Origin of the sequence: Mycolicibacter sinensis (assembly GCF_001667375.1) — a bacterium.
GTDB lineage: Bacteria > Actinomycetota > Actinomycetes > Mycobacteriales > Mycobacteriaceae > Mycobacterium > Mycobacterium sinense_A.
The window spans coordinates 198,704-222,269 of the sequence record NZ_LZIN01000038.1; the positions used below are offsets into that span (position 1 = coordinate 198,704).

General features: G+C 67.1%; 24 protein-coding genes and 1 tRNA gene. 21 read left to right on the forward strand and 4 right to left on the reverse strand.

Going from position 1 to position 23,566, the window contains the following annotated elements:
* Nucleotide 1 precedes the first annotated feature (1 nt).
* Nucleotides 2-988 (reverse strand): alpha/beta fold hydrolase, encoded by a 987-nt coding sequence (locus tag A5771_RS08605; RefSeq protein WP_064854775.1) that lies wholly within the window; start codon nucleotides 986-988, stop codon nucleotides 2-4.
* A gap of 103 nt (nucleotides 989-1,091) precedes the next feature.
* Between A5771_RS08605 and A5771_RS08610 the strand changes: the two genes are divergently transcribed.
* Nucleotides 1,092-2,069 carry an NADPH:quinone oxidoreductase family protein gene (locus A5771_RS08610; RefSeq protein ID WP_064854776.1) on the forward strand — a complete coding sequence of 326 codons (978 nt, stop codon included), beginning with the start codon at nucleotides 1,092-1,094 and terminating at the stop codon, nucleotides 2,067-2,069.
* A gap of 82 nt (nucleotides 2,070-2,151) precedes the next feature.
* Here the strand turns inward: A5771_RS08610 and A5771_RS08615 are convergent, their stop codons facing one another.
* Entirely contained in the window at nucleotides 2,152-2,535 is a 384-nt protein-coding gene (locus A5771_RS08615) for a MerR family transcriptional regulator (RefSeq protein WP_064854777.1), read from the reverse strand.
* A gap of 78 nt (nucleotides 2,536-2,613) precedes the next feature.
* On the opposite strand from A5771_RS08615, the gene A5771_RS08620 reads away from it, so the two are divergent.
* From A5771_RS08620 to A5771_RS08635, 4 genes are all read left to right on the forward strand, one after another.
* Entirely contained in the window at nucleotides 2,614-3,531 is a 918-nt protein-coding gene (locus tag A5771_RS08620; RefSeq protein ID WP_064854778.1) for an alpha/beta hydrolase, read from the forward strand.
* 118 nt (nucleotides 3,532-3,649) lie between these two features.
* Complete coding sequence (locus tag A5771_RS08625) at nucleotides 3,650-5,476, forward strand: flavin-containing monooxygenase (protein ID WP_064854779.1); 1,827 nt, start codon at nucleotides 3,650-3,652, stop codon at nucleotides 5,474-5,476.
* The gene (locus tag A5771_RS08630; RefSeq protein WP_064854780.1) at nucleotides 5,473-6,060 is read left to right on the forward strand and encodes a TetR/AcrR family transcriptional regulator; all 588 of its coding nucleotides are present in this window, start codon (nucleotides 5,473-5,475) and stop codon (nucleotides 6,058-6,060) included. The genes A5771_RS08625 and A5771_RS08630 overlap by 4 nt, the downstream gene beginning before the upstream one ends.
* Nucleotides 6,061-6,085: 25 nt before the next feature.
* A complete protein-coding gene (locus A5771_RS08635) occupies nucleotides 6,086-7,492 on the forward strand; it encodes a TIGR00366 family protein (protein ID WP_064854781.1) in 1,407 nt (468 codons plus the stop codon).
* Nucleotides 7,493-7,514: 22 nt separating this feature from the next.
* Here A5771_RS08635 and A5771_RS08640 read toward each other — a convergent pair whose 3' ends face one another.
* Nucleotides 7,515-8,792 carry an APC family permease gene (locus A5771_RS08640; RefSeq protein ID WP_064854826.1) on the reverse strand — a complete coding sequence of 426 codons (1,278 nt, stop codon included), beginning with the start codon at nucleotides 8,790-8,792 and terminating at the stop codon, nucleotides 7,515-7,517.
* 134 nt (nucleotides 8,793-8,926) lie between these two features.
* Nucleotides 8,927-9,000 (reverse strand) — tRNA-Met (locus A5771_RS08645).
* A 401-nt stretch (nucleotides 9,001-9,401) separates the two neighbouring features.
* On the opposite strand from A5771_RS08645, the gene A5771_RS08650 reads away from it, so the two are divergent.
* The 16 genes from A5771_RS08650 to A5771_RS08725 are packed head-to-tail and all read left to right on the forward strand — an operon-like array spanning nucleotide 9,402 to nucleotide 23,565.
* Nucleotides 9,402-9,635, forward strand: coding sequence for a hypothetical protein (locus tag A5771_RS08650; RefSeq protein WP_428844394.1), 234 nt, complete (start codon nucleotides 9,402-9,404; stop codon nucleotides 9,633-9,635).
* A 4-nt stretch (nucleotides 9,636-9,639) separates the two neighbouring features.
* Entirely contained in the window at nucleotides 9,640-10,527 is an 888-nt protein-coding gene (locus A5771_RS08655; protein WP_082947131.1) for an MlaE family ABC transporter permease, read from the forward strand.
* Nucleotides 10,527-11,390, forward strand: a complete 864-nt coding sequence (locus A5771_RS08660) for an ABC transporter permease (protein ID WP_064854782.1) — start codon at nucleotides 10,527-10,529, stop codon at nucleotides 11,388-11,390. The genes A5771_RS08655 and A5771_RS08660 overlap by 1 nt, the downstream gene beginning before the upstream one ends.
* 3 nt (nucleotides 11,391-11,393) lie before the next feature.
* Nucleotides 11,394-12,842, forward strand: coding sequence for an MlaD family protein (locus A5771_RS08665; protein ID WP_064854783.1), 1,449 nt, complete (start codon nucleotides 11,394-11,396; stop codon nucleotides 12,840-12,842).
* Nucleotides 12,839-13,888, forward strand: a complete 1,050-nt coding sequence (locus A5771_RS08670) for an MlaD family protein (RefSeq protein ID WP_064854784.1) — start codon at nucleotides 12,839-12,841, stop codon at nucleotides 13,886-13,888. Before A5771_RS08665 ends, A5771_RS08670 begins: the two co-directional genes overlap by 4 nt.
* Entirely contained in the window at nucleotides 13,885-14,919 is a 1,035-nt protein-coding gene (locus A5771_RS08675; protein WP_064854829.1) for an MlaD family protein, read from the forward strand. The genes A5771_RS08670 and A5771_RS08675 overlap by 4 nt, the downstream gene beginning before the upstream one ends.
* Entirely contained in the window at nucleotides 14,916-16,052 is a 1,137-nt protein-coding gene (locus A5771_RS08680) for an MlaD family protein (RefSeq protein WP_064854785.1), read from the forward strand. Before A5771_RS08675 ends, A5771_RS08680 begins: the two co-directional genes overlap by 4 nt.
* Nucleotides 16,049-17,164 carry an MlaD family protein gene (locus A5771_RS08685; RefSeq protein ID WP_064854786.1) on the forward strand — a complete coding sequence of 372 codons (1,116 nt, stop codon included), beginning with the start codon at nucleotides 16,049-16,051 and terminating at the stop codon, nucleotides 17,162-17,164. The genes A5771_RS08680 and A5771_RS08685 overlap by 4 nt, the downstream gene beginning before the upstream one ends.
* The gene (locus A5771_RS08690; RefSeq protein WP_064854787.1) at nucleotides 17,161-18,432 is read left to right on the forward strand and encodes an MlaD family protein; all 1,272 of its coding nucleotides are present in this window, start codon (nucleotides 17,161-17,163) and stop codon (nucleotides 18,430-18,432) included. The genes A5771_RS08685 and A5771_RS08690 overlap by 4 nt, the downstream gene beginning before the upstream one ends.
* Before the next feature lie 17 nt (nucleotides 18,433-18,449).
* The gene (locus A5771_RS08695) at nucleotides 18,450-19,043 is read left to right on the forward strand and encodes a hypothetical protein (protein WP_064854788.1); all 594 of its coding nucleotides are present in this window, start codon (nucleotides 18,450-18,452) and stop codon (nucleotides 19,041-19,043) included.
* Between the two features lie 20 nt (nucleotides 19,044-19,063).
* A complete protein-coding gene (locus A5771_RS08700) occupies nucleotides 19,064-19,579 on the forward strand; it encodes a hypothetical protein (RefSeq protein ID WP_064854830.1) in 516 nt (171 codons plus the stop codon).
* Nucleotides 19,576-20,376, forward strand: a complete 801-nt coding sequence (locus A5771_RS08705; RefSeq protein WP_064854789.1) for a mannan-binding protein — start codon at nucleotides 19,576-19,578, stop codon at nucleotides 20,374-20,376. Before A5771_RS08700 ends, A5771_RS08705 begins: the two co-directional genes overlap by 4 nt.
* 52 nt (nucleotides 20,377-20,428) lie before the next feature.
* Nucleotides 20,429-20,608 carry a hypothetical protein gene (locus A5771_RS08710; protein WP_064854790.1) on the forward strand — a complete coding sequence of 60 codons (180 nt, stop codon included), beginning with the start codon at nucleotides 20,429-20,431 and terminating at the stop codon, nucleotides 20,606-20,608.
* Nucleotides 20,609-20,633: 25 nt separating this feature from the next.
* Nucleotides 20,634-21,539: an oxygenase MpaB family protein gene (locus tag A5771_RS08715; RefSeq protein ID WP_064854791.1), complete on the forward strand. Its 906-nt coding sequence runs from the start codon at nucleotides 20,634-20,636 to the stop codon at nucleotides 21,537-21,539.
* Between the two features lie 2 nt (nucleotides 21,540-21,541).
* Nucleotides 21,542-22,318: an oxygenase MpaB family protein gene (locus A5771_RS08720; protein WP_234782997.1), complete on the forward strand. Its 777-nt coding sequence runs from the start codon at nucleotides 21,542-21,544 to the stop codon at nucleotides 22,316-22,318.
* Nucleotides 22,318-23,565: a TetR/AcrR family transcriptional regulator gene (locus A5771_RS08725; protein ID WP_082947134.1), complete on the forward strand. Its 1,248-nt coding sequence runs from the start codon at nucleotides 22,318-22,320 to the stop codon at nucleotides 23,563-23,565. The genes A5771_RS08720 and A5771_RS08725 overlap by 1 nt, the downstream gene beginning before the upstream one ends.
* Nucleotide 23,566 lies beyond the last annotated feature (1 nt).

Sequence of the window (23,566 nt, forward strand, 5' to 3'; positions counted from 1 at the left end):
GTCAGGAGCTGATTTCGCGATCGGCCACGAGGCCGTCAACGGATCCGGTGGCCAGCTCCACGAGGTCACGCAGCTCGCGGTTCACCGCGTCGGGGTGCTCGAGGATCGAGCAGTGTCCCCCGCTCATCTCGACGAACCGGACGAGATTGGGTGCGGCCGAGGCGATCCGATGCGATGCGACGATCGGCAGCAGCCGGTCGCGGGTGCTGCCGATGACCAGGGTCGGGACCGTCAGGCCCTCCAGACTGATGTGCGAGGGGCCGAGCGAGTCGACGAGCGCCCGCACCCAGTGACCGCGGCTGGCCGCGGGGGTCTTGGCGAAAAGCTCGCAGATCAGCGGTGCGACAGAGGCATCGGCCTCACCACCGACGGCGAGCATGTGCACGAACTGCCGTACCGCCAGGTTCGCCGGTCCCACGATCGGCACGCTGCCGAAGGTCAGCAGCACCCGGCGCGCCGCCTGTACCCGGGTCCGGTGCAGGGGTGGCGGCACCCGGAACAGGTCGACGTGCGCAAGCAGGTCACCGGTGGTGGTGTTGATCAGTGCGACCGCGTCGGCGCGCTGGGCGACCCGGTGCCGGTACCGGTCCGACCAGGCGCTGATGGCGATTCCACCCATCGAGTGCCCGGCGATCACCGCGCGCTCGCCCGGCTCCAGGGCGGCTTCCAGCACCGAGTCGAGATCGGAGGCCAGATGCGTCAGGCTGTACCCGCCGCGCTTGGGCACCTCGCTGCGCCCGTGGCCGCGGTGGTCGTAGGCGATCACCCGATACTCGCGGGTCAGGTCGGCGATCTGATGGCCCCAGACCCGGAGGGAGCAGGTGATGCCGTGCGCCAGCACGATCGGGTAACCATCGGGTGGGCCGAAGACCTCGGCGTGCAGGCGGGTTCCGTCGGCTGCCCGGACCGCCATGGTGCGGCCGGACGGCAACGCCGCCGGAAACCTGTCGACACCACTACGCCGCCGATCAGACCTTTGAGAACTCATTGCCACTCCATCGGAGATGCGGCAACGCTGCCGCACCGCGAGTCTAGCGTCGTGGTCTAGGTTTTCGGTAGGCCACTGCTCTCCACCTGACGAAGGGGGCGCCATGCGCGCGGTACAGATATCTCAGCTCGATGGACCGGGCGCCGCCCGGCTGGTCGACCTCGACGAGCCGACCGGCCACGACGGGGCCGTCGTCATCGACGTCCACGCCGCCGGGGTGGCGTTTCCCGATGTGCTGCAGTCCCGCGGTCTCTACCAGCACAAACCCGAACTGCCGTTCATACCGGGCGGGGAGGCCGCCGGGGTGGTGCGCAGCGCCCCGCCCGGCGCCCATGTCCGCGCCGGTGACCGGGTGGCGGCCCTGACCATGCTCAACGGCGCGATGGCGCAGGTGATCGCGCTGCCCGCCGCCCAGGTGTTCAAGCTGCCCGATACGGTGTCGTTCGAGGCCGGGGCCGGGCTGCTGTTCAATGACCTCACCGTGCTGTTCGCACTGACCACGCGCGGCCAGTTGACAGAGGGCGCCACGGTGCTGGTGCACGGCGCCGCCGGCGGCATCGGCACCTCGACGCTGCGGCTGGCCGGTCCGCTGGGGGCATCGCGGGTGATCGCCGTGGTCTCCACCCCCGCCAAGGCCGAGGTGGCCCGGGCCGCCGGTGCCACCGACACGGTGCCGGCCGACGGGTTCCGCGAGGCGGTCGCCGAGCTGACCGGCGGCAAGGGAGTGGATCTGGTGCTCGACCCGGTCGGCGGTGACCGGTTCACCGACTCGCTGCGTTCGCTGGCCCCCGGCGGCAAACTGCTGGTAGTGGGGTTCACCGGCGGTGAGATTCCGACGGTGAAGGTGAATCGGCTGCTGCTCAACAACATCGACGTGGTCGGGGTCGGCTGGGGCGCGTGGGTGATGTCGCATCCGGGCGAGCTGGAGCGGCAGTGGTCCACGCTGGAGCAGCTGTTGGCCTCCGGGACGGTGTCCGCGCCGCAACCGGAGGTGTTCGCCCTGGAGCAGGCCGCCGATGCGCTGGCCGCACTGGAGAACCGCACCGCGGCCGGCAAAGTCGTGCTGCGGATGCGCGACTAGGCCGCTGGGTCGTCGTGCGTGCCCGGTGCGAAGTAGTCGAACGCGGGTGGGTCGACGCCGATGACATTGGTGCGGCATGGGGCTACGTGTCGGCATCGGCAATGCGCGCCTTGAACTCCGGGCACTCGACCAGCGGGGCGTGGGTGCAGGTCACGGCATGGATGAGGCTGTCGCGCATCCGGGTGAGCCGGGCGATCTCCTCGTCGAGTTGGTGGGCCTTCTCGGCCATTCGCGCCCGCAATTCGGTGTCGCTGGGCGTGGCCCGTAGGAACCGCTCGATCTGGGCAAGGGTGAACCCGGCCGCCTTGGCGCAGCTGATCAGCGCGAGCCGGTCGAGCACCGCGGGTTCGTAGGTGCGGCGCAGGCCGTTGCGTTCGCCCGAGCTGATCAGCCCCCGCCGCTCATAGAACCTCAGCGCCGATGACGCCAAGCCGGACCGGGTGGCCACTTCGGCGATGTCCAGCATGGCCTTCTCCTTGACTTGAAGTGCGGTTCAAGTCAGAGACTAGCGAGGAACCGCCCGCAAGGAAAGGAATCCGACGTCATGCCACTCCACCCACAGGCCCAAGACCACCTCGACCGCTTGGCCGGCACCAACTTCGCCGACCTGCACACCTTCGCTCCCCAACAGGTCCGACACGCCATGGGCCTGCTGACCCAGAGCCTGGGCACCGGCGAGTCCGTCGCCAGCGTTCGGGATCGCATCATCGCGACGCAAGCCGGCGATCTGCCGGTCCGGATCTATCACCCGCAGCCCGACGAGTCACGCCCGGTCATCGTCTTCTTCCACGGCGGCGGCTTCGTGCTCGGCGACCTCGACACCCACGACGGACTGGCCCGGGCACTGGCAAACCGCACCGGCCGGGTCGTCGTCTCCGTCGACTATCCGCTGGCCCCCGAACACAAATACCCGGCAGCGATCAACGCCGGCTTCGCGGCCACGACCTGGGTGGCCGACCACGCCGTCGACTTCGGCGGCGACGGCACGAACATCGCCGTCGCCGGTGACAGTGCGGGGGGAAACCTGGCTGCCGTAGTCGCCCTGATGGCCCGCGACACCGGCGGGCCCGCTATCGCCCATCAGGTTCTGATCTACCCCGACGTGGATTTTCGGCGATCGAACGTCTCGATCCGGGAGTTCGCCGGCAAGTACGGCAACATCAGCCGGGCGACCCAGCAGTGGTTCATGGACCACTACCTCGCCGGCGAGCACCAGAAGCTCGAGGAATACGTCTCGCCGCTGCTGGCCCCCAGCCTGCACCAGCTGCCGCCGGCGTTCATCGTCACCGCCGAATTCGACGCACTGCGCGATGAGGGCGAACAGTACGGTGCGCGACTGCGCCAGGCGGGAGTTCGCGTCAGCGTCAATCGCTACGACGGCATGATCCACGAATTCATCCGCTGGCCGTTCGACGAGGCCGACCGGGCGCTCGACGACATCGCGGCCGCGCTGGCGTCGTAGCGCAGACCGGGAGCTGCGTCGACCGCTGCCGTAGACGTTGTGTCTGGCAAAATATCGCCTAGTCTGTTCACTGGACGCTATGTCCAGCGAGATCGGATGATGCGAGGAGCACGACGCGATGCCAGCTACGGCGGCTTCCCTGGACCCTCAACCGGCGGGCTACGACCCCGAGTGGATACGGGCCAAGTACGCGCTCGAACGCGACAAGCGGCTGCGACCCGACGCGGTGAGCCAGTTCATCGAGGTCACCGCGGATTTCTCGCACTATGCCGACGACCCGTGGACCGAGCGCACCGAACGCGACCCGGTGCACGACCACGTCCAGGTGGCGATCATCGGCGCCGGTCTGGGTAGCCTGCTCGCTGCCGCCCGGCTGCAGGAATCCGGCATCGACGACATCCGGATGATCGACACCGCCGGCGACTTCGGCGGCACCTGGTACTGGAACCGCTACCCCGGTGTGCAGTGCGACGTGGAGTCCTACATCTATCTGCCGCTGCTCGAAGAGCTGAACTACGTTCCCACCGAGCGCTACGCGCACGGCCCGGAGATCCGCGAGCACCTGCAGAACGTCGCCAAGCACTATCGCCTGTACGACAACGCATTGCTGGGCACCACTGTCACCGGCTTGCGCTGGGACGAGTCGGCCAACCGCTGGCAGATCAGCACCGATCGCGGCGACGCGTTCACCGCGACGGTGGTCGCCGTTTCGCCGGGGTCGCTCACCCGGCCGAAACTGCCGGGCATCCCGGGCATCAACGAGTTCCGCGGGCACACCTTCCACACCAGCCGCTGGGACTTCGGCTACACCGGCGGCGACGAATTCGGTGGGTTGACCGCGCTGGCCGACAAGCGGGTCGGCGTCATCGGCACCGGTTCGACTGGGCTGCAGTGCATTCCGCACCTCGGTGAGTGGGCCCAGCAGCTCTACGTATTCCAGCGGACCCCGAGCACCGTCTCGGTGCGCGGCAATCGCCCCACCGACCCGCAGTGGGCGGCAAGTCTGAAGCCCGGCTGGCAACGCGAGCGGATGGAGAACTTCACCCGCGTCACCTGTGGTGTGGAGATGGACCTCGATCTCACCGACGACGGCTGGACGCAGAAGGCCCTGCAACTGAGCGAATCCGCGGTGATCCGGGAGACCCGGCGCCTCGGCCGCGAGATGACGCCCACCGAGATCGCGGACTTCTTGTTCCGCGCCGACTATGAGGCGATGGAACAGCTGCGCGCACGAATCGATGAAACCGTTCGCGATCCCAAGACCGCCGAATCGCTCAAGCCGTGGTACCGGCTGAACTGCAAGCGTCCCGGCTACCACGACCAGTACCTCGACACATTCAACCGGACCAATGTCACGTTGGTCGACACCGACGGAAGCGGCGTCGAGCGGTTCACCGAGACCGCCGTCGTCGTCGACGGCGTTGAATACGAAGTCGACGCACTGGTTTTCGCAACCGGCTTCGAGGTGGGCACCGAGTTCACCCGCCGGCTCGGCTTCGAGATCATCGGCCGCGACGGCGTGCGCCTGAGTGACAAGTGGGCCAAGGGCATGCGGACGCTGCACGGCCTGCAGACCCACGGCTTCCCCAACTGCTTCTTCCTCGGCTACACCCAATCCGGGGTCTCCCCCAACTACACCCACACCGCCGAGGAACGGGCCCGCCATTTCGCCTACCTGGTCAGCACGTTCGTGCAGCGCGGCGCGAGCACCATCGAGGCCACCAAGGCCGCCGAGGAGCACTGGCTGGCCGCGATGGAGGCGGCGTCGGAGAAGCCCCGGGCCTTCTACGCCGAGTGCACGCCGAGTTACCTGAGTTCCGAGGGGGATCGGGAGAATCCGCACGGCATGCTGTCGACCAACTTCGGCGGCAAGCCCGTCGAGTTCTTCGAGATGCTCAGCGCCTGGCGCTCCACCGGCCAGCTGGAGGGTGTGATCCTCAAATGACCTCCGCCGCGCCGAAACTCACGATGCGCGACCGGCACCGCATCATGACCCGCGACCACATCATGGCCGCCGCCCTGGAGGCCTTCGCCGAACGTGGCTACGTCGCGGTGACCGTCGATGACATCGTGCGCCGAGCCGGGATCGGGCGGGCGACGTTCTACCTGCATTTCGACTCGAAGGCGGCGGTGCTGCGCGAGCTGCGCAACACCCGGATGACCGTGTGGGACCAGCAGGATGCCCCGCGCGGCGGCCGCTCGGGACGGCCGTCGATCCGAGCCTTCTTTGAGAAGGTGGTCGACTTCTACACCTCCGCACCGCAGCTCTACACCGCCCTGCACCAGGCGCGCGCGGCCGACCCCGAATTCGCCGCGGCGCACCGAGCCACCATGGAGGCCAACGTCACCGAGTGGATCGAGGCCGACGCCATGCCCGGTGCCACCGAGGCGCAGCTGCGGCTGGCCATCGCGATGATGTACACCATGGTCGACTCCTTCATGCATCTGTGGCTGGTCGACGGTTGGCCGTTAGAGCGCGAGGCCGCCATCGAGGCGATGACCGACGCCCTGCACGCCACCATGCGCTGAGACGTTCCAGGGAAGGGGCCACCCCATGACGACGAACTCGGCGCAGCAGACCAAACGTCGCGGCGTCATGCAGTCGCTCACCGGGCTGAGCGTCCGCTACGTCGAACGCCTGATGCCCGATCCGTATCTGTTCGCGGTGATCCTCACCCTCATCGTCGCCGGGCTGGTCGCCGTGCTGGTGCGCGGAGCGTCGGCTGACGGCATGGTGAGCGCCTGGTACAGCGGGGTGTGGGGGTCGGAGAACATCTTCACCTTCGCCTTCCAGATGGTGCTGATCCTGGTGACCGGCTACACGCTGGCCGAGGCGCCGGTGCTCAAGCGGGCGATCGGCCGAGTCGCGGCCATGCCGCGCAACCAGGCCCAGGCGGCGCTGCTGTGCTTTGCCGTCAGTGCGGTGCTGTCCCTGCTGAACTGGGGCCTGGGCCTGGTGGCCGGTGCGCTGGTCGCCCGACAGGTCGCACGGCGTTTCCCCGACTCGCATTTCGGCTACCTGATCGCCGCGGCATTCATGGGCTTCATCGTCTGGACACAGGGACTTTCCTCGTCGATCGCGCTGGCGAACACCGATGCCGGCAGCCCGATCAACGTGATCCACCGGATCACCGGATTCATCGTGCCGTTGCGCCACACCATTTTCCAGCCCTACAGCTGGCTGTCCGTGATCATCGTGCTGGCGGTGCTCGCGCTCGCGGTGTGGCGGATGGAGCCGTCCGAGCGCCTGGCACCGGACCCCGCGGTCTTCGAGGACGACGATCAGCCGCTCGAGCCGCAGGACGCCAAGACGTTCGCCGAATGGCTGGAGAACCTGTGGATCCTCAACGTGCTGGTGTTCGCCGCGGGCATCGCGTATTTCGTGATGAGTGGTTTCGCGCTGAACATCTCCTCGATGATCATGCTGTTCACCGTCACCAGTGCGCTGCTGCACCGCACGCCGATCCGGTTCATCCGGGCGTTCACCGGCGCTGCGAAGGTATCCGGGCCGCTGCTGTTGCAATATCCGCTCTACGGCGGCCTGGTCGGACTTCTCGCCTACCGGGGCGCCGAGGACGCCGAGCCGCTGCAGACGCTGCTGGCCCAGATGCTGGTGAACGGCGCGACGCAGTACACGCTGCCGTTCCTGACGTTCCTCGGCTCGGTGATCATCAGCCTGTTCGTGCCCTCCGGCGGTGGGCACTGGGCGGTGCAGGGGCCGGTCGCGGTCGACTCGGCGCTGGCGATCGGCCAGCACTCGCCGGCCTATCTCGGGTTGATCTCCATGGCCGTAGCCGTCGGTGAGGGCGTGGCGAACATGATCCAGCCGTTCTGGCTGCTGCCCCTGCTGGCGATCGCCAAGCTCAATGTCCGTCAGGTGATGGGTTTTACGGTCGTCGCGTTCGTGGTCGGGCTGGCGGTGATGGGCGCGATGACGTTGGTTGCGCCGTGGATGGTGTGAGTAGGGTTTCGGGCTTCGCCCGCTACCGGTTCCTGCCGCTGACCGCGCCGAACCGCCGCGCACCGTAGGCGGCGATTCCGACGGCGAACACTGCGAGTCCAGCCAGGATCGACGAGAGCGGCAAGGCGAATGCCACGATCACGCACCCGGCCAGCCCGATGATCGGGACCAGCCGTGGTGGACGGTGTTCCCCGGCCGACAGGGTCCAGGCAGCGGCGTTCGCTACCGCGTAATAGACCAGTACGGCGAACGACGAGAAACCGATCGCGCCCCGGATATCGGTCGTGGCCGCCACGATGGCCACCACGACCCCTACGACCAGCTCAGCGCGGTGGGGCACCCCGAATCGCGGATGCACCGCTGCCAGCACCGGCGGTAGATATCGGTCGCGGGCCATTGCCAGCGTCGTGCGTGACACCCCCAAGATCAGCGCCAGCAGCGACCCCGTTGCCGCGACCACCGCGCCGACTCGAACCGCCGGAGCCAACCAGGGTGCGCCGGCATCGGTCACGATCTGCGCCAACGGTGCCGACGATTCCGCAAGACGTTGCGAGCCAAGCACCTCCAATGCCGAGATTGCGACGAGCGTATAAACCACCAGCGTGATGCCCAGAGCCGTCGGGATCGCCCGGGGAATGGTGCGGGCGGGGTCACGTACCTCTTCACCCAACGTGGCGATGCGCGCGTAGCCGGCGAACGCGAAGAAAAGGAGTCCCGCCGCCTGAAGCACTCCCCCCACCGGCGCCGAGGGCACGGTGGCCACCACGAGCGGGCCTCCTCGGGCGCCGAGCGCGGTGACGATCACCGCGGCCAGCACCGCCAGCACGACAGCCACGATCACCCGGGTCAGCCATGCCGACTTCTGCACACCCACCACGTTCACTGCGGTCAACGCCACCACCGCGGCCACCGCGACGGCGTGCGGATGCGCCGGCCACGCATAGAACCCGACCGTCAACGCCATCGCCGCACACGACGCGGTCTTGCCGACTACGAAGCCCCAGCCGGCCAGGTAACCCCAGAAGGGGCCCAGGCGCTCCCGCCCATACACATACGTGCCGCCCGAGGTCGGATACACCGCCGCCAAACGTGCCGAGGAGGTGGCATTGCAGTATGCGATCACCGCCGCGATCGCCAGCCCCACCACCAGGGCCTCGCCGGCTGCCCGGGCCGCCGGAGCCAAGGCAACGAAGATTCCGGCCCCGACCATCGACCCCAGTCCGATCAGCACTGCGTCGAACACACCCAACTGGCGCCGCAAGGTCGCCGGCGTGGCCGGTTCAGCACCGGGCGTTGGCATCTCCGGCTCGTCCGGCATTGATGATCCCCACTACGCGGACACATCGACAATCGATCAGTGAATGTTCCCAGACGTGCGTCGTATCGGAAATGACAACGGCCCCCGGAGTGTTCTCCGGGGGCCGTTCTCACTAGTAGCGGGGACAGGATTCGAACCTGCGACCTCTGGGTTATGAGCCCAGCGAGCTACCGAGCTGCTCCACCCCGCGTCGGTATCTACGAGGCTACCGAACGCGGGCCAAGGCGCCAAATCGCCTCAACCGGGCGCCCAAAATGGGCGTAATCACAATTAACTAACCAAAGCGGGCGCCCAGAACCGTGCGCCCGGCCCGCCGCAGCTCCACGGCCGCCGCCGAGGTGGCCCGTCGGCACCGCATACCGCGGCCAGCAGGCACCGTATTGCTGATAACTTCGCCTTATCGTCCCAGCCATACCACGCGCTCTGCAGGCCTTTTCAGCTCCTGCCGCGCGCAAACGACCGCGGATCGAAATTAACTTTTCCCTTGCGGGGCTACGCCTGCTGTGCCATGCTGCATCCGCAGCGCCAGCTGCGCCCTGCGTCACATTCCCTCGGTGCGGCGCAGGGCCACAGCACTGGGAGAAACGACGGATGCCCGGAATCGTCAATAACATCGGCCGGCTGCTCAGCTATCGGATGAGCGTCGGTGAACTCATCGGCCTGGGCCTGATCCTCGGCACGCCCTACCTGATCATCGGCTTGCTCTGGTCCTTGACGCACACCGCTCACCTGCACGAGATGCAGGGCGTGGACCTGGTGGTGTCCTTCCTCGGGTCGATCGTGTCGTGGCCGGTGCTGCTGGTCGCAGACGTCTGCATGCAGTGACTCGATGACCGCATCGGATGCCCCGGGTCGCCTGATCCGGCTCGCAGAGCAGCAATTGGTCGGCCGGCCCGGCCTGCGGGCCGTGGTCGGCTGGCTTCTGCACTATCTGAAAAGCCACCCGATCCAGTCGTTGGGCACCGGCGGAAGCCAGGTGGTGCTGGGCGTTCGGGCGATCCAGTACCTGTTCGTCGACTTGTTCCGCGGGCGCTTTGACGTCGGTGAATTCATCGACCAGACAGCTTTCGTGGCCGGCGCCGCCTTCCTGCCGACCGTTTTCGTCACCATCCCGGTGGGGGTGACACTCTCGATCCAGTTCAGTGTGCTGGCCGGACAGGTCGGTGCTTCATCGCTTGCCGGCGCGGCCACCGGACTCGTCATCATCCGGCAAGCCGCACCATTGGTCGCCGCGATGCTGTTGGCGGTGGCCGTCGGCTCCGCGGTCTGCGCCGATCTCGGATCGCGGACCATGCGCGAAGAGATCCAGGCCATGGAGGTCATGGGGGTCTCGCCGGTGCGGCGCCTGGTGGTGCCCCGGCTGGCCGCGCTGATGACCGTCGGCGTATTGCTCACCGGCATAACGTTTTTCGTCGGCTACGTCGCCGGCTACATCTTCAACGTGTTCCTGCAAAACGGGACCGCCGGCTCGTTCATCGCCACCTTTTCGTCGTTCTCCGATGTCGGCGACATGTGGCTGGCATTCGCCAAATCCATCGTCTTCGGGATGATCGTCGCGATCGTGAGCTGCCAGAAGGGCCTCGACAGCCACGGCGGGCCGGCCGGAGTCGCCAACTCGGTGAACGCCGCGGTGGTCGAGTCCATCCTGCTGCTGATGTTCGTCAACGTACTGATGAGCCAGCTCTATGTGATCCTGTTCCCGAGGCAGGCTCTGTAATGACAGCCATTCCCAGTGCTTTTGGGCTCCCCGGTCTGCGTGCGGTCGTCGCCTTCCTCGGCGGCGCCTTCCTGGCGGTGGCCCGCGCCGGGCACCTGGTGCACTTCTTCGGACGCACGCTCGCATCCATCCCGATCATGCTCCGGCACTACCGGCGCGAGATGCTGCGGTTGCTGTCGGACATCGCCTGGGGCAACGGCTCGATCGTGGTGGGCGGGGGCACCATCGCCGTTGCGCTGGCACTGGGGGCGATCGCCGGCGCACTGGTCGCCGTCGAGGGCTACAACGTGCTGGACCTACTAGGCCTGGGGCCGGCCACCGGGCTGATCTCCTCATTCGCCACCACCCGTGAACTCGCCCCGATCATGGTGGGGATGGCGTTCATCGCCCAGGCCGGGTGCCGCTTCACCGCCCAACTCGGTGCGATGCGCATCAACGAGGAGATCGACTCGCTGGAAGCGATGGCGATCAACCCCATCCCGTTCCTGGTCACCACCCGGGCGGTCGCTTCGGTCATCGCGGTCGTTCCGCTGTTCCTGGTGGCGCTGGGCATCGCCTACCTGTCCTGCCAGTTCTCGGTCATCTTGATCTCCGGCCAATCCAATGGCTCCTACCTGCACTATTTCTCGCTGTTCGTCAACGGCCGCGACGTGCTGTACGCGACGGTCAAGGCCACCGTGTTCGTGTTCGTGTCGTCGACCATCCAGAGCTATTACGGGTTCATCGCCTCGGGCGGCCCGGCCGGCGTCGGCGTCGCCGCCGGACGCGCGATGCGCACCAGTGTCACCGCGGTGGTCGTGGTGAACATGTTCATGACCATGGCGCTGTGGGGCGTCGAGTCCGGCGCCAGGTTCGGGGGGTAAGCGATGCCGAACTCATTCGACACCGATCCGCGCGGGCCCTCCAACCTCCGCGTGTTCGTACTGGGCATCGTGTTCGTCGTCGTCGCCGTCGCCACCGCGACCCTGATGGTCGCCAAATCCCAGGGCCGGCTGGACAACCTGGTCCGGATCGACGTGCGACTGTCCAACATCGGCGACGGCCTGCCACCCCGCTCCGACGTGAAGTACCACGAACTGCTCGTCGGTTCGGTCGCCGACATCACCCCGTCCACGCACGGGCTGCCCAACGAAGTCCACGTCGTGCTCAAACCCGAACACGCGGCCCAGATCCCCAACACCGTCACCGCCCGCGTGGTGCCGGCCAACCTGTTCGCGGTCTCCGCGATCCAGTTGGTGGACAACGGCGCCGCTCCCGACCATCTGCGCTCGGGCTCGGTGGTCTTCGAAGACGAGTCGCTGCCCACCGTGCTGTTCCAGAACGTACTGAACAAGCTCCGACAGTTGATCAGCCCCCTGGGCCGCAAACCCGACGACACCACCGTCGGGGTGATCGCCGCCCTGGGCACCGCCACCCACGGGCGTGGCCAGGAGCTGACCGACACCGGCCACAACCTCAACGAAATTCTGGCGCAACTGAACTCCGTCGTCGCCGCCGACGACACCGACCCCACCACCCTGTCGGCGCTGACCGCGGCGGCCGAAGGCCTGCAGCGGGTGTCCCCTGAACTGTTCGACGCGCTGGACCGATCGATTCAGCCGATGGCCACCATCGCCGAAAAGGGACCGCAGCTGTCCAGCCTGCTGGCCGGCGGAACCGACACCGCGACCACGCTGGCAAGCGCCCTGGAGAACCAGAGCGAGCGGATGATCACCATTACCACTCAGCTGACGCCCCCGCTCGGGGTGATCGCGGATCACGCCGACGAATTCCACGGCCTCTCAACAAAGTTGCAGACCCTGGCCAACCGGGTCTACGACGTCATCTGGGATCCAGACGAAAAACTCATCAAGGTCAAGGCGGCGATCGCGCTGACGCCCAGCCGCACCTATGTCCGCGCCGACTGCCCCCGCTACGGCGAGCTGGCCGGACCGAGCTGCGCCACCGCACCCGAGGTGCCCACCGCCCCGGACCTGTTTCCCGCGCTGGAGTCTCAGGGCGTCTCCCCCACCCCGGGCATGACCGAGAACCGCCCGAACCTCACCCCGCCGCGGCACTCGATGCCCGGCGACCCCCAGGGCCCGCCGATCCCCGGGCCCTCGAGACCGCCGCCGCTGCCGACCGAAGCCCCCGCCGCCGAACCTGCGGGCGCGATCATCGGCGGCAACGTCGGACTGGTCGGCAGCCCGCTGGAAAAGCAGCAGATCAGCCGGATCACCGGCAGTGCCGACACCCCCACGCTGCTGCTGCTGGCGCCGTTGCTGCGCGGCAGCACGGTGCACCTGTCCCCGGCTGCGAAAGAAGGTGGCCGATGAGAAGTCGCCGCAAATCGGTGATCGGCATGGCCGTCTTCACCACCTTCGCCTTGACCGTCACCTGGATGGTCTACAACACCTTGCGCCGCGACATCGCCGGACCCACCTACAGCTACTCGGCGATCTTCAGCGACGCCTCGGGGATGGTGCCCGGCGACGACGTGCGCGTCGCCGGGGTGCGGGTCGGGCGGGTCGACCGGGTGAAACTGGCCGACACCGCCGCCAAAGTGGAGTTCCGTGTGCAACGCAGCCAACAGCTCTACCAGAACACGATCGCCTCGGTGACGTATCAGAGCATCATCGGGCAGCGCTATCTCGGGCTGGCCCAAGGGCCCGGCGACACCCACGACATCCTGCCCAATCATGGCCAGATACCGATCGAACGCACCAACCCGTCGCTGGACGTCTCCTACATGCTCAACGGGTTCGAGCCGCTGTTCGCCGAGCTGGACCCCGAACAGGTCGATAACATCAGTAACGCGACAGTTCTTGCCCTGCAAGGCAATAAGACATCGATGCTGATGTTGATCACCCAGGCCTCCCAGATGGCCGAGACCTTCGCCGGTCCCGACGAAGTGCTCAGCGCGCTCATCACCAACCTCGATCAGCTGATGACCGACTTGGCCGGCCAGAGCACCAACATGGAGAACATGATTCGCCAGTCGCGCGACACCATGGTCACGTTGGCGAACCACCGCCAACCGCTGGTCGACTCGGTGGGCTCGATCAACGCCACCATGGCACGGCTGTCGACCATCGTCGACAACATCGCGCCGGATCTCGAAGAGTTCATCGGGCGCCAGCCCGGGCTGCTCAACTACGGCGTCAACGACGGCCGCGAGCGGTTCGCCTACATGGCGGCGAACCTGCCGTACGTCTTGCAGGGGCTGGCCCGGATCACCCAGAGCGGCACCTACAGCGACGTCTACGCCTGCGAACTGGACTTCGGCTTGTGGCGCGGCCTGTTCCACTGGTTCCGGGCGTTCGTCGGCGCCGCCACCGCCAGCGCAGGCCTCGCCCACCAGCACTCGGCGGCGTGCCGATGAGCCTGATCCCCGCCGCCTTCAAACGCCCGCTCGAGTCCTTCAGCCGGCCCTGGCTGGGGGTGATCTCGATCGTCATCATCGCCGCGGTGCTGATGGCCACCGTGGTCTACTCCGGCCTGGGCGTCGGAAAGACCCGCTACCAAGGCGAATTCGCCCAGGCCGCCCAGATCCGCTCCGGAGCCGTGGTGACCATCGCCGGCGTCAAGGTCGGCAGCGTTGAACGCGTCAAGCTCGCCGGCGATCACGTGGTGGTCGGATTCAACGTCGAGCGCGGTATCCCGCTGGGCGTCGACACCCGCGCCGCGATCAAGTTGACCACCATCTTGGGATCGCGCTACCTCGAACTGTCACCGGCGGGCAGCGGGCAACTCGAGAACCGCACGATCGCCCTGGCGCGCACCGAGGTTCCCTACGATCTGCAGCGGACCCTCGCCGGGGCCACCCGCACCCTGGGGCCGGTGGACGCCAACCGGTTCGTCGACTCGCTGAACCTGCTCAACGCCAACCTGGGCGGGGTCGCCGACGAACTGCCCCAGGCGCTGAACAACCTGCAGGCGATGGCCGACATCATCGCCGACCGCCGCGAGCGACTGGGCACGCTGCTGACCAACACCGAAACGCTCACCACCATGCTGCGGGGTCAGCGGGCCAACCTCGGCGCGCTGGTCATGCAGGGCCGCGACGTGCTGCGTGAGATCGCCACCCGCCGCGCTGCCGTGCAACGACTGTTCGCCAGCGCCACGCTGCTGGTCGAGCGCACCCACGGGATCCTGGGCGACGAGGCGGCCGTCAACCAGATGATCGCCGACTTCGGTGAATTCATGACGATGACCGCCGACCACGACGCGTTGCTGCGCAGCTTTTTGCAATCCACCCCGGTGGCGCTGCGCAACTTCGCCAATGCCACCGGCAGCGGCAACGCCGCCGATGTCTTCTTGCCGGCCGGCATCTTCGTCGACTCCTGGATGTGCGCGCTCAGCGGACGCGCCCGGCAGTTCAACCTGGTCGAGTACTTCAAGGACTGCGAATGAGCCGCGGCCTCAAGCTCTACCTGGTCGTCGGTGCGGCCGCGCTGGTGCTGGCCGTCACCGGCGCCGCGGTCGCACCGCAGCTGATTCCCGACCTGCCGCGGGTCGCCGTGCACAAGACCCGGGTGACCGCCCAATTCCAAGACGCCGTCGGCCTTTACACCGGCAACGGGGTGTCGGTGCTGGGCATGGACGTCGGCAAGGTCACCAGCATCACTCCCAAGGGCGGCTACGTCGAGGTCAAGCTCGCCATCGACGCGCGCGTCGACATCCCCGCCGACGTCGAGGCCGTCACCGTGTCCTCCTCGGTACTCACCGACCGTCACGTCGAGCTCACCCCGGCCTACACCGGCGGGCCCAAACTGCGCAATGGCGACGTGCTGGGTCTGGACCGCACCCGCACGCCGGTGGAGTTCGAACGGACCCTGGCGATGATGCACAAGCTGGGCAGCGCGCTACGGGGCGACGAGCACAACCAAGGCCCACTGGGCGAATTCGTGGCGCTGGGATCGCAGATCACCCTCGGCAATGGACCCGACATCAAGGCGACACTGGGCCGGCTCTCCGAAGCCCTGCAAGTCGGATCGGACAAGGGCGCGCACAGCAAGAAAACCATCCAGACGATCATCACAGGCGTCGCCGAACTCAGCGAGGCAGCATCCCGAAACGACGCCGCCCTACGCGAATTCGGCTCCTACATCCACCAGCTCAGCGACATCCTGGCCGCAGAGAACCTCGGCGCCGGAAACACCGGAGCCAAGATCAACCGGCTGCTCGCCGAGACCTCGCGGCTGCTGGAAGGCAACCAGGACCGGCTGCGCGACGCCTTCACCGGTGTTCGCACGGTTGCGACCACGTTGACCGACAACGAACGCGACCTCCGCGAGATCCTCGACGTGGCGCCGCTGTTCATCGACAACTTCTACAACGTCATCGATGAGAACTCGGGCAGTCTGCGGGCGCACCTGCTGCTGGGAAAGACGTTGCTCAACAGTCAGTTCGGCAAGGAGGTCTGCAACTTGATGGGCCTGCGGCAGCTCGCGTGCGCGACCGGCACGTTGCAAGATTACGGGCCGGACTTCGGGTTGGGCAGCATGCTCGACCTGATGCAGGACGGGATCGGAGGGCAGCCATGAGACGGCCGACGGGGCTCGCTCGCGGGGCTCGCGCGGCGGTCGCGGCCGCGACGGCGCTGCTGACGGTCGGGTGCGGCCTGGATCTGGAAAGCGTGGCCCTGCCCGCACCCGGTGGTGGTGGGCCCTACTACACCATCACCGCCGTCTTCTCCGACGCCCTGAACCTGCCGGAGAAGGCCAAGGTGCGGTTATATGGGGCGCAGATCGGTGAGGTCGAATCGATTCGGGCGCAGGACTTCAACGCCTACATCACCATGCGGATCAAATCCGCCGTGCCACTGTATGCCGGCAGCACCGCCGAACTGCGCTCGGCCACCCCGCTCGGCGACATCTTCGTCCAGATCTGGCCCGACAAGGACCGGCCCGAGGACGCTCCACTGCTGCACACCGGCTCGGTGTTGCCGCTGGAATCGACCGCCAACGCTCCGACCATCGAGGAACTGATCAGCTCGATGGCGATGCTGGTCAACGGCGGCACGGTGCGCCACCTGGTGTCCATGCTCACCGGCGCGGGCAAGGCGGTCGGCGGGCGAGGCGAGAAGCTCGGCCTGCTGCTGGACCAGACCGCGACCCTGCTGTCCCGGATGAGCGCCCGCTCGCAGCAGCTGGACCTGACCCTGCGCAGATCATCGGAGTTGGCCGCGACCATGTCGGCGCGCCAGAACACCTTCGATGATTCCTTGACCCGCCTGGCGCCGGCCCTCAACGTCATCTCCGACAACACCTCCGACTTGATCGACCTGGTCGATACCGGGGCGCGAATCACCCGTCAACTGTCCCGATTCCCGTCGCTGCAAGGCGCCGATACCCGCAGTGTGAGCGCCGATCTCAACAAGCTGGCGCGGGTGTTCAACGAGATCGCCGTCGACCCCGAACTGTCGCTGATGTCGTTCAACCGGTTCCTGGGCATCTTGATGAAGACCTTGAACGGCCCCGCCGCACACGTCAAAGGAGAGATCGACAAGATCACGCTGGTGCCCTGGCCCGACAAGAACTACCCCGGCGACCCCGAATTCCACTGGACCGACGGCACCGACTGGCATCTGATGATCGGCGACCTGCGCTACGAGTGGAACATGCTGCTGTCCCGGATCTACGGAGCGCAGCGATGAGACCCTTCCTCGACCTCCTCGACCTGTTCGCCCGGCTCGGTGTATGGCTGGTGCAGGCCGGCTATCGGCGCCGTATTCTGTTGTCCGGCATCGGCTTGGCGCTGACCACGGTGGTGGCGGCGGCCTACGTGACGATCTTCGGCGTCGGGATCAACCCGGCGCAGAAGACGATCTCGGTGCGGGTGCTGCTCCCACAATCCGGCGGGCTGCTGGTCAACCAGGACGTCACCCTGCGCGGCATCCCGATCGGCCGGGTCACCGACGTGCACCTGACCCCGGCCGGAGCCGAGGCCGTCGTCGCGGTACGCGCAGATCGGCCCATTCCCCGCGACACCCGGGTGCGGGTGTCCGGGCTGTCGGTGGCCGGTGAGCAATACCTCGACTTCCGTCCCGACCACGACAACGGGCCCTACCTGGCCAACGGATCGCTGGTCGGCCAGGAGCAGACCAGCGTGCCGGTGTCGTTGCCCCAGATCATCGACGACAGTCGCGGCGCGCTGGGCCAGGTCGACGCCGAGAAGCTGACGGCGGTGTTCAGCGAGCTTCGGGTCAGCCCGCAGGGCGGCAAGAAACTGTCGGCGCTGCTGGACGGCACGGTGCTGTTGGCCTCGACGCTCGATGGGGTCCTGCCGGAGACCGTCAGCATGCTCCGCAACACCCGGATCACGTTCACCACCTTCAGCGATGTCGCACCAGGGTTGAGCGGCACCAGCACTGACCTCCAGCAGATCCTCGGCGGCGTCAACAAGATGGACGGCGGTTTCCGCACGCTTGTCGATCTCGGCAGCACCGAACTCGGCCAGGTCGACAGTTTCATCGGCGACAACCGGGAGAACGTCTACGCACTGCTGGGCAACCTGACCACCCTGTCGCAGATTTTCTACCTGCGGGTGCCGGCCCTGCAGGACCTGTGGCGCCCCGATCACGGCTCCCTGGTGGATCGGCTGGCCGGCACCGTGCACGACGGCGGCATCTGGGTGATCGCCGACATCTACCCCCGGCACCGCTGCGACTACAACCTGCCGCGAAAGCCGCCGTCGGCGGTGAATTTCCCCGCCCCGTACCGCTACACCTACTGCCCCGACGACGACCCGTCGCTACTGGTTCGCGGTGCACGCAATGCGCCACGCCCCCCGGGTGACGACACCGCCGGGCCGCCGGCGGGCCACGACCCGCTGGCGACCCTGGAACCGCCGCCGGTCTACCCGCCCTACACCTTGCCCACGCCTGACGGCGGCCCGCAGCTGCCCGCATGGATCCCCAATTGACGAGAAAGCCGAGCCACATGCGAAAAACCGCCGACCCGGACGTCTTCGACCAACTCGACGACCAACTCGAGGCGGATGCGCCCGACGCGGAGACCACCGAAAACCTACCCGTGGCGCCGGCCGTGCCGCCGGCCCGGCGCCGCCGGGCAGCGGCGGCCCTGGTGGCCACTCTGCTGATCGGCGCCCTGGCGTACTCCGGATACGCCGGATGGCGCCTGCACCAAGTCGATGCGCGCGCCGCCGCCGGGCAGGCCGCCCTGGCGGCCGCCAAGGACTACGCCGTCGTGTTGACGACCCTGGACACCGCCGACATCGACGGCAATTACGCCCGCGCCCTCGACGGTGCAACCGGCCAGTTCAAGGACGCCTACACCCTGGGGGCCAAGCAGTTACGTCAGATCCTGATCGACAACAAAGCTTCCGGCAAAGGCATCGTCCTCGACGCGGCCCTCAAATCCGCGGCCCCCAACCGGGTGGAGGTCTTGCTGTTCGTGGACCAGTCCATCACCAACGCGGTCCGCTCCGAACCCCGCCTCGACCGCAACCGCATCCAGATGACCATGGAACGCATCGACGAACGGTGGCTGGCCAGCAGGGTGGATCTGATTTGAGCAGCGAAGAGGGGCAACGGATGACGACGCGACTGCGGCGCATCGTGCGCCCGGCCGCCGTGCTCTGCGCGGTCGGGGTACTAAGCGGCACCGGATATCAGAGTTGGCTGCTCTACCAGCACCACCGGTCGGGTGTTGCCGGCCGGGAAGCGCTGGACGCCGCAGCGTCATACGCGGTGTTGCTCACGACCGCGAATCCGGCCACCGTCGACCGCCAGATCACCGAGCTGCTTGACCGCTCGACCGGCACCTTCCACGACCGCTACGCCAAGCAGAGCGCCGAGCTTCGCGCGATGCTGATCGCCAACCAGGTGACCACCAGCGGCACCGTTGTCGACTCGGCGGTGAAGTCGGCCGGCGCCGCCACCGCGACCGTGTTGCTGTTCGTCGAGCAGACGTTTACCAGCGCGGCACTGAAACCCTCGGACCCGATCGCCGAGGCGCCGCCCGACATCACCGCCATGACGATCACCCTGCGCAAGGAAGCCGGACGCTGGCTGACCAGCGACGTGATGGCAGGACAACAACAACCATGAGTACCCGCAACGCGGTCGGCCTCCTAGCCGCCGTGCTCGCCGCCGTCAGCACGGCCACCGCTCCGACCGCCGTCGGCTCCGCGCCGGGCTTCTGCGATGAGCTGCAGGCGAGCTGGGACGGGCAGCGCTGCACCACCCTGGTCGTGTCGTCGCGAAAGGCGGAGCGCTACATCGCCTTTGAGCTACCCGAGCCATTGCTCGACCAACCCGTGTCCGGCCCGGTCGTGCGCGACTTCTACCAGCGGCTGATGACCGGTTGGCGCGATTCGGGCGCCGAAGCGATACGAGACAGCAGCGCGATCGCCTATTACGACAGCTTTGCCGGCCCCGGCGCCGTGCAGTCGCTGGTCGTCCATGAGTGCCTGGAGCCCTTCGGGATGCAGGCCAACAACGCCTATCGCACCTTCGTCTTCGATCTGGCCGCCGGACGCCGCCTGGCCCTGGGCGACCTGTTCAAGCCCGGTGTCGACCCGATGCGCGTCATCGCCGCTGCGGCCGCGCCGGTGCTGCCGGCGGCGCTGGATGCGGCGGCTCCCCCGCACGCCCCGAACACCTATCCGTTCACCCTGGCCGAATTCCAGCCCGGCCCGGCCGGGACCGGCTACGCCGGCGGTTACCGGGCTTTCGCGCTGTCCCCCGAAGAACTGATCCTCTACCTGCCCGATGCTCCGATGCTTCGGGAGGATCCGCAGCCGCCGGACCGACTCGTGTGGTCTATGGACGGCGGCGCGGTGATCGCCCGGGTGCCGCTGACCGCACTGTCGGCGGCACTGCGGCCGGAATACGGTGGAACATGAGCCAGCCCACATCGATCACCCCGATGAACCACACGATAGGAGGACCTCGAAGATGATGCTTCTGGTGCGGCTCATCGATTTGGTCGTCAGCATGCTGCGAATCCTGGCCTCCCCCGAGGCCCGGCTGCTCCGCGCCGGGGTGCTGATGGTGCTGGCCTGCGGTGCGCTCTTGGGGGCGGCCGGTCTCCTCTGGGCACTCACCCAACTACCGCAGTACTTCGCCAGTCCCTAGCCGTTGTCTCGAAAGGATCGCTGAAATGTCGACCTGCCACGAACAAGACGATGCTCGGCGCCGGCATCTCACCACCGCCGAGACCCGAATCCAGATCGAGCAGTACACCCCGCGCTGGGACAACGAAAACTTCGATCTCACTGAGGCACTGGATTTTTGGTCAGCCTCCGCAGCCGCCGCGAACGTCGCCATGCAGATGTGCCACCCGGGTATCGGCTACGGGGTGGTGGAGAGCCGGGTCGAATCCGGTGCGCTGATGGAACATCCGTGGAAGCGACTGCTCACCACCGCCCAATACATGGCACTCGCGGTGCTGGGCACCGACGAGGAACGCGACGCCTACCGGGAGGCGATCAACGTGGTGCACCGGCAGGTCCGTTCCACCGCGGACAGCCCGGTCAAATACAACGCCTTCGATCGCGATCTGCAACTATGGGTAGCGGCCTGCCTGTTCGTCTTCTACGAAGACACCTATCAATTGCTGCGCGGGAAGATGACCGAAGAGCAAGCGGAGTACTTCTACCAGCATGCCCGGCCGCTCGCCACCGGTCTGCAGGTCACCGCTGAGCAGTGGCCGGCCAGCCGCGCCGAATTCGACACCTACTGGAATGCCACCTGCCAGACACTCGAAATGAGCGATCCGATCCGCGAGTACCTGATGCGACTATTCAACCTCAAGATGATCAACCCGATCCTCCGCGTGGTCTTCGCACCACTGCTGCGGTTCTTGTCGATCGGTTTTCTTCCCCCGATGTTCCGCGAGCTGCTCGACGTCGAATGGTCTGAGACCGAACAGCGCCAGTTCGAGAATCTGTTCCTGTTCGTGTCGTTCGTGAACCGTTTCATCCCCCGGTTCATCCGCACGTTCAACTACAGCGTGGTGATGGCGGTCCTGCGCTATCGCATCCGCCGAGGCAAGGCGCTGCTCTGATCATGTCGCCCGCCACCGTGGACCAGTTGGACGCCGACAGCATGCTGTGGCATGTGCTGGCCGACCGGCGCTTCCTGTTCGTGCTGCCCAGGGCGGTCTGCCTGCTGATGCTGCACCCGGGCATCGCCGCCGGCATCACCGAGCACGCGTTGATGCGCGATCGCATCTGGCTGCACAAGAAGCGCACCGTCACCCAGGCGGTCAACTACGCCTACACCGGTGTCGACTTGAGCCCGCAGATGCGGTTCTCCCACGAGCACGTCAAGGGCCTGGACAGCTTCGGCCAGAAATATCATGCGCTCAGCCCCGATACCTTCCATTTTCAGCATGCCGCTTACGTAGAGTCCCTCTTCGTCATGGTCAACACCTTCATCCGGCCGCTCGACGGGCCCGAACACGAGCAGCTCTATCAGGAATGCTGCGCCTGGTACCGCAGGTACGGCATATCGAGCCGGTCGATGCCGCCGAGCTGGCCGGAGTTCCTCGATTACTTCGAGAACTACTGCGACACAAAACTGTTCGCCGGCCCGCACTTCGAACCGTACCGTGAGCAGATTTTCGCTCCCACCGACTGGTGGATGCGTGCGGTCCCGCACCCGGCCATCCGCGCGCTGCAGCATCCCCGTGCCCGAGAACTGACCGGAATCACCGTCACAGCCGCCGACCGGCGATCGCTACGGCAGTTCGCCCGGCTGGCCCGCCTGTCCACCCTGGCACCACGGCACCACTGGAATGCCCGGGCGCGCGCGGCACTTGGCGTGAGGCGAGATTCCCCGTGATGCAAGATCTTTCTGAGGCGGCACCCCCGGTCCGGCGACGACCCAAGGACCGCAAGGAACAGATCGCCCGCGTCGCCGCCGAAGCCTTCAGTGCGCTCGGTTACCACTCGGTGCGGTTGGACGCCATCGCCGGCGAGGTCGGCATCTCCGCTCCGGCCCTCTACCGGCACTACGCCAGCAAGTACGACCTGTTCCGCGACGCCGTGCTGGCGCTGAGCCAGCAACTGGTCGCCGCTACCGATCTGGCTACCGATCCAGCGGCCGGACCTGACGTCGAGCCGGTGCTCCATCGGCGGGTGCAGGCCATTATCGATGTCGCACTACGCAATCGGGAATCCGGTGGCCTCTACCGCTGGCAGTCGCGCTACCTCCGAGAAGCCGACGAGGCCCGCCTCGTCGATCAGTTGCGGCTGATCAACCGCCGCCTGCAGGAGCCACTGGCCGAGCTGCGTCCCGCCTCGACCGTCTTGCAGCGCCGGATGCTGTCGGCCGGACTGCTCAGCGTCGCCGGCGGCATCGCCGACCATCGCGTGCGTGCACCGGCCGAGGACATCAGGGACATACTGACCGGGGCATCATCGGCGTTGCTGAACGCGGAGTTGCCCACGCCGGACGATTTTTCGCCCGGGGCGCCCGCGTGGCGCATCTTCACCCCGGACGCTGGAACCTACGAAGCACTGTTGCACGCCTCAATGATGCTGTTCCACCAGCACGGCTACGCTGAAACCAGCATGGCCCAGATCGCCAAGGCGGCCGGCGTGCGCGTCGCGGGCATTTACCGGTATTTTCCCGGCAAGGCCGACATCCTCAGCACCGCGCTACGGCGCTCCTCCGACCGGCTGTCGGCGGAATTGTCCCGGGTCAACAGCAACCGGCCGCAACCGCGAGAAGCGTTGACCCAACTGGTCGATGCTTTCGTCGCCACCTCGTTCGCCAACCCGGAGCTGGCCTCGGTCTACTACAGCGAACGGGTCAATCTCACGCCGGACGACCAGAAGGTGCTGCGCAACGTGCAGCGGTCCACCATCGACTCATGGGTCGCGTTGCTCATCGCGGTGCGCCCCGAGCTCACCGCAACCCACGCTCGTTTCCTGGCCCACGCGGCGATGGGCCTGGTCGTCGACGTCGGCCGCCTGGTGCACTACGACCGGCCCGAAACCGACGCGGCGGGATCACCGGCCACCAACCGCGCCTACCCCCAGGCGTGCGTGCGCGCGCTGATGCACGCCGTGCTCTTCGATACCTGAC

What these genes read in the sequence shown, in the direction of transcription:
- A5771_RS08605 (WP_064854775.1), bottom strand. Translation starts at nt 988, where the DNA reads ATGAGTTCTCAAAGGTCTGATCGGCGGCGTAGTGGTGTCGACAGGTTT.
- A5771_RS08610 (WP_064854776.1), top strand. Translation starts at nt 1,092, where the DNA reads ATGCGCGCGGTACAGATATCTCAGCTCGATGGACCGGGCGCCGCCCGG.
- A5771_RS08615 (WP_064854777.1), bottom strand. Translation starts at nt 2,535, where the DNA reads ATGCTGGACATCGCCGAAGTGGCCACCCGGTCCGGCTTGGCGTCATCG.
- A5771_RS08620 (WP_064854778.1), top strand. Translation starts at nt 2,614, where the DNA reads ATGCCACTCCACCCACAGGCCCAAGACCACCTCGACCGCTTGGCCGGC.
- A5771_RS08625 (WP_064854779.1), top strand. Translation starts at nt 3,650, where the DNA reads ATGCCAGCTACGGCGGCTTCCCTGGACCCTCAACCGGCGGGCTACGAC.
- A5771_RS08630 (WP_064854780.1), top strand. Translation starts at nt 5,473, where the DNA reads ATGACCTCCGCCGCGCCGAAACTCACGATGCGCGACCGGCACCGCATC.
- A5771_RS08635 (WP_064854781.1), top strand. Translation starts at nt 6,086, where the DNA reads ATGACGACGAACTCGGCGCAGCAGACCAAACGTCGCGGCGTCATGCAG.
- A5771_RS08640 (WP_064854826.1), bottom strand. Translation starts at nt 8,792, where the DNA reads ATGCCAACGCCCGGTGCTGAACCGGCCACGCCGGCGACCTTGCGGCGC.
- A5771_RS08650 (WP_428844394.1), top strand. Translation starts at nt 9,402, where the DNA reads ATGCCCGGAATCGTCAATAACATCGGCCGGCTGCTCAGCTATCGGATG.
- A5771_RS08655 (WP_082947131.1), top strand. Translation starts at nt 9,640, where the DNA reads ATGACCGCATCGGATGCCCCGGGTCGCCTGATCCGGCTCGCAGAGCAG.
- A5771_RS08660 (WP_064854782.1), top strand. Translation starts at nt 10,527, where the DNA reads ATGACAGCCATTCCCAGTGCTTTTGGGCTCCCCGGTCTGCGTGCGGTC.
- A5771_RS08665 (WP_064854783.1), top strand. Translation starts at nt 11,394, where the DNA reads ATGCCGAACTCATTCGACACCGATCCGCGCGGGCCCTCCAACCTCCGC.
- A5771_RS08670 (WP_064854784.1), top strand. Translation starts at nt 12,839, where the DNA reads ATGAGAAGTCGCCGCAAATCGGTGATCGGCATGGCCGTCTTCACCACC.
- A5771_RS08675 (WP_064854829.1), top strand. Translation starts at nt 13,885, where the DNA reads ATGAGCCTGATCCCCGCCGCCTTCAAACGCCCGCTCGAGTCCTTCAGC.
- A5771_RS08680 (WP_064854785.1), top strand. Translation starts at nt 14,916, where the DNA reads ATGAGCCGCGGCCTCAAGCTCTACCTGGTCGTCGGTGCGGCCGCGCTG.
- A5771_RS08685 (WP_064854786.1), top strand. Translation starts at nt 16,049, where the DNA reads ATGAGACGGCCGACGGGGCTCGCTCGCGGGGCTCGCGCGGCGGTCGCG.
- A5771_RS08690 (WP_064854787.1), top strand. Translation starts at nt 17,161, where the DNA reads ATGAGACCCTTCCTCGACCTCCTCGACCTGTTCGCCCGGCTCGGTGTA.
- A5771_RS08695 (WP_064854788.1), top strand. Translation starts at nt 18,450, where the DNA reads ATGCGAAAAACCGCCGACCCGGACGTCTTCGACCAACTCGACGACCAA.
- A5771_RS08700 (WP_064854830.1), top strand. Translation starts at nt 19,064, where the DNA reads ATGACGACGCGACTGCGGCGCATCGTGCGCCCGGCCGCCGTGCTCTGC.
- A5771_RS08705 (WP_064854789.1), top strand. Translation starts at nt 19,576, where the DNA reads ATGAGTACCCGCAACGCGGTCGGCCTCCTAGCCGCCGTGCTCGCCGCC.
- A5771_RS08710 (WP_064854790.1), top strand. Translation starts at nt 20,429, where the DNA reads ATGATGCTTCTGGTGCGGCTCATCGATTTGGTCGTCAGCATGCTGCGA.
- A5771_RS08715 (WP_064854791.1), top strand. Translation starts at nt 20,634, where the DNA reads ATGTCGACCTGCCACGAACAAGACGATGCTCGGCGCCGGCATCTCACC.
- A5771_RS08720 (WP_234782997.1), top strand. Translation starts at nt 21,542, where the DNA reads ATGTCGCCCGCCACCGTGGACCAGTTGGACGCCGACAGCATGCTGTGG.
- A5771_RS08725 (WP_082947134.1), top strand. Translation starts at nt 22,318, where the DNA reads ATGCAAGATCTTTCTGAGGCGGCACCCCCGGTCCGGCGACGACCCAAG.